3 protein-coding genes are annotated in these 4,288 nt (G+C 60.2%); 1 reads left to right on the top strand and 2 read right to left on the bottom strand.

The features are described 5' to 3' along the window. Nucleotides 1-656 (top strand): cytosine permease (locus WCA53_RS17070; RefSeq protein WP_423912879.1); only part of this gene is annotated, 656 nt, incomplete at its 5' end. A gap of 71 nt (nt 657-727) precedes the next feature. Here the strand turns inward: WCA53_RS17070 and flhA are convergent. After that, nucleotides 728-2,824 (bottom strand): flagellar biosynthesis protein FlhA, encoded by a 2,097-nt coding sequence (gene flhA / locus WCA53_RS17065; protein WP_423912876.1) that lies wholly within the window; start codon nt 2,822-2,824, stop codon nt 728-730. Next, the gene (gene flhB, locus WCA53_RS17060; RefSeq protein ID WP_423912873.1) at nt 2,821-4,047 is read right to left on the bottom strand and encodes a flagellar biosynthesis protein FlhB; all 1,227 of its coding nucleotides are present in this window, start codon (nt 4,045-4,047) and stop codon (nt 2,821-2,823) included. The genes flhA and flhB overlap by 4 nt, the downstream gene beginning before the upstream one ends. Between the last annotated feature and the right edge of the window lie 241 nt (nt 4,048-4,288).

Below are 4,288 nucleotides of genomic sequence, written 5' to 3'. Positions count from 1 at the left end.
TCATGGTCCTGGTCGCTACGTTGCCGGACTTCGGCAGTTTCGTCCACAACCGGACGCACGCGCTGATCGGTGCGATAGCAACGTTCCTGGTGGCTTATCCGTTACTTTATTGGGCGGGTGCTACACCCAGCGGGCTCACGGGACAAGGGTCGCTGCTGGGCGCCATGGCTTTGTTCGGCGCTGTCTTGCCAGCGGCTCTTTTGCTGATCTTTGCGACAGTCACGGGTAACGCGGGGAACATGTTTCAAGGAACGTTGGTCGTGTCCACGCTCTTTACGCGTTTTCCGAAGTGGCAGATTACCGTTGCGTTGGGGATTCTCGCCGCGATCGTCGGAAGCATGGACATCATGGTCTGGTTCATTCCGTTTCTTCTGTTTCTCGGCATCGCCACGCCGCCTGTTGCCGGGATCTACGTCGCCGACTTTTGGCTGTACAGGCGCAACGGCTATGACAGTTCGATTCTCGCGACCGATCCTCAAGTCAAAGTGCTGACGTTTCTCGCATGGATTATCGGGTCGCTGGTCGGCTTCATGACGGTGCGTGGCGTCTTCACGCTTACGACGATCCCTTGCATCGATTCGATACTCGTCAGTTGTGCGTGCTATGTGGCAATGAGCCGATTCACGCCGGCACGACAAGCTGTTTCGAGGCCCTGAAGCTGCACCGAAGCTGCTAAGAAGAAGTCACTTTTAAAGCATAAACGTGACTTCTTCGCCGATATTCACCCCTAGCCACCGATCAGGTTAGTCACCTTGATATTTCTCGTGTCCGGCACTTCCGCATACGACAACACCTTTAACTGCGGCAAACTTCTACGCAAGAACCTTGCGAGCATTGCGCGCAACGAGTGCTGCACCAGCAATACCGGCGGCAGTCCCAGGCTCTGCTGACGGGCGATAGCATTCTGCGTCGAAGTCAATAAGGTCTGCGCAAGGTTGGGTTCCAGTCCAGGATTCGGCCCTGTCGATAAAGCCTGCGACAGCACGCGCTCCAGATTCGGATCAAGTCCCATCACCTGCAACTCGCCGGAGCCCGGATACCACTGCTGCGTAATGGCGCGGCCCAACGCGAGACGAACCGCGGCGGTCAGTTCGTGAGCATCGGACACCTTGGGTGCGTGTTCCTGCAATGCGTCCAGGATGGTCCGCATGTCACGAATCGGCACGCCTTCCTCCAGCAGGTTCTGCAGCACTTTCTGCAGCGTCGTCACCGGCAACACCTTTGGCACCAGATCGTCCGTCAACAACGGCGCATTTTTGGCCACTCGTTCCAGGAGTGCCATCACTTCCTGGCGACCCAGCAATTCCGCCGCGTGCGTCACCACGAGGTGGTTCAAATGCGTTGCGACCACCGTGCTTGCGTCGACCACCGTGTAGCCGTACACCTGTGCCTGTTCACGCAAATTCGTATCAATCCACACCGCTGGCAAGCCGAATGCCGGATCCTGCGTCGGACTGCCCGGTAGCGCTGTGGTGACCTGACCGGGATTGATCGCGAGCCATTGGCCCGGATACGCTTCGCCGACACCGACCTCCACGCCTTTCAATGCAATCCGGTAACCGTTGGGACGCAGTTCGAGGTTGTCGCGGATATGAATCACGGGCGGGAGGAACCCAATTTCCTGCGCAAATTTCTTCCGGATGCCCTTGATGCGTTTCAACAACTCGCCGTCCGCATTTTTATCGACGAGCGGTATCAGCCGGTATCCCACCTCGAGTCCGAGCGGATCGATCATCGCGACGTCGTCCCACGTTGCTTCCACATTTTCGATCGGCGCGGCTGTGATGGGTGTGACGCTGCTGATGTTGGAAAGTCGTTTCTTTGCCTCGACGCGCTGGTTCATCTTATATGCGGCGTAGATGAGTCCGCCGCCTAGCAGCAAGAACGCAAAGTGCGGCATGCCGGGAATCAAACCCATGATCACGATGATCACGCCCGTGATCATCAATACGCGCGGGTTGCTGAACAATTGCCCCGTCAATTGCGTGCCAATGTCCTCTTCGGTCGCCACGCGCGAGACGATCACGCCCGCCGCCGTCGATATGATCAGCGATGGAATTTGCGCGACGAGTCCATCGCCGATAGTCAGCAGCGTGTAGTTCGTGGCCGCGTGCGCGAAGTCCATGTCGTGCTGCGCCATGCCGACAATCAACCCGCCCACGATGTTGATCACCATGATCATCAAGCCCGCGATGGCATCGCCACGAACGAACTTGCTGGCGCCGTCCATCGAACCGTAGAACTCGGCTTCCTGCGCGACGTTCAGGCGGCGCTTGCGCGCGACGTCTTCGTTGATCAGGCCGGCGTTCAGGTCGGCGTCGATCGCCATCTGCTTGCCTGGCATTGCGTCGAGCGTGAAGCGCGCGCCCACTTCGGCGATCCGGCCCGCGCCCTTCGTGATCACCATGAAGTTGATGATCATCAGGATAACGAACACCACGATACCGACGGCGAAATTGCCGCCCACGAGGAAGTGGCCGAACGATTCGATCACCTGTCCGGCGGCGCCGGGGCCCGTGTGGCCTTCGAGCAAGACAATCCGCGTAGAGGCCACGTTCAGCGACAGTCGCAGCAAAGTGGAGAACAGCAACACGCTTGGGAACGCGGCGAAATCCAGCGGCTTTTGCGTGTACATGCTGACCAGCAGCACCATCACTGCCAACGCGATGTTGAAGGTGAACAGCAGGTCGAGCAGGAAAGGCGGCAACGGCAGGATCATCATGCCGAGGATCATGCAGATCAGCAGAGGCCCGGCGAGTGCCCTTAAGTTGTCCGATCCCAGCGCATCGGGGCGCTTCGAGAAAAAGCTAGCGAGCGCGTTCATGCTTCAGTTCCTTGATTGGCAGACTTGTTCGATGCATCCACGTCCTCGCCCGATGCATCGGCGGCTTCCTGGTCTGCTTCTTCGGGTGGCACGCTGCCTTTGTCGAGATCGGCTGGAACCTCGAGATTCTCGGGCTCATCCGGCTTCACTCCGCCGTCTTCCCGGAAGCGGCGCAGCTGATAAACCCAGGCCAGCACCTGGGCGACCGCGCCGTAAAGCGCGCCGGGAATCTCGTGTTCGAGTTCGACGTTGTGATACAGCGCTCGCGCGAGCGGAGGCGCTTCAAGCAGCGGCACGTTGTTTTCGCGCGCGATTTCGCGGATGCGGGCGGCCACGAGATCGACGCCTTTAGCGACGACCTTGGGTGCGCGCATTTCGCCGTCGGCATATTTCAGCGCGACGGCAAAGTGGGTCGGGTTCGTCACGATAACGTCGGCTAGCGGCACCTTGCTCATCATCCGGCGACGTGCGGAGGCGCGCTGCTGCGCGCGAATGCGGGCCTTCACTTGTGGATCGCCATCGTTTTCACGGCCCTCGCGCTTTACTTCTTCCTTGCTCATGCGCAGCTTCTTGGTGTGCGACCAGAGTTGGTAGGGCACGTCGAAAGCCGCCACGAGGAAGAGGCCGGAGATCGCCATGCCGCAGCAGACGACGATCAGATGCATGGCATCGGCGAGTGCGAGATGGAGCGGTTTCGTGATCAGCCCTAGCACCTGGTCCTTGCGGGTCCACATGCCCCAGCCGGCTAGGCCGCCAACCACGAGGGTCTTCAGGATAGACATGCCCAGCGCAATCGGGCCCTGGATTGAAAACATTCTGCCGAGGCCGGTGGCAGGATTCAGGCGGCTGAACTTCGGGGCCAGCGGGCCGGTGCTTAGCAGCCAGCCGCCGAGCGCCAGGGGCGCACACACGGCCGCGAGGGCGGTGAGTGCGAGTACCGGCAGGAGCGCCATGAAGCCTTCCCTGGCTGCCGATGTTGCGCCGATCAGCATCTGGTTCGTGTCGAGGATGGTCTTGTGATTGAAGGTGAACGCGCCGCGCATGATGGCCTGCATATGCAGGCTGATGCCGCCGGACATGGCCCAGACGCCGCCGAATCCTGCTGTCAGAAGGGCAAACGATGTGAGTTCCCGTGAGCGCGCGACCTGACCGTCCTCCCGCGCCTTTTCCAGGCGCTTGGGAGTGGCTGACTCGGTCTTTTCGACATCACTGTCATCTGCCACGTAGCGGGTGCTCCGTTGGTTTTGGGGGGGCTTTTATGCCGTGTCGAGATTATTGCGGGAGTGGACGTGCGGCGATCGAGGGATTAGGAGGGGGGAATGGGGAGTATTCGAGGGTTTGGCGGGGGCGCTGGCCGCTTGGGGCTGCTGGCGGAGAGTCTGGGTGAGGGTGGGGCGGTGCGGTGCGCGGCGAGTGTGGGGAGAGCGTTGAGTCCTCCTGCTAGCGTGGTCGTTCTGCTTAAGT

The organism is Caballeronia sp., from assembly GCF_049581465.1.
Classification (GTDB): Bacteria; Pseudomonadota; Gammaproteobacteria; order Burkholderiales; family Burkholderiaceae; genus Caballeronia.
Note: the sequence above shows the minus strand (reverse complement) of the source record. Positions and strands in the feature narration are given on the sequence as shown.

What these genes read in the sequence shown, in the direction of transcription:
- flhA (WP_423912876.1), bottom strand. Translation starts at nt 2,824, where the DNA reads ATGAACGCGCTCGCTAGCTTTTTCTCGAAGCGCCCCGATGCGCTGGGA.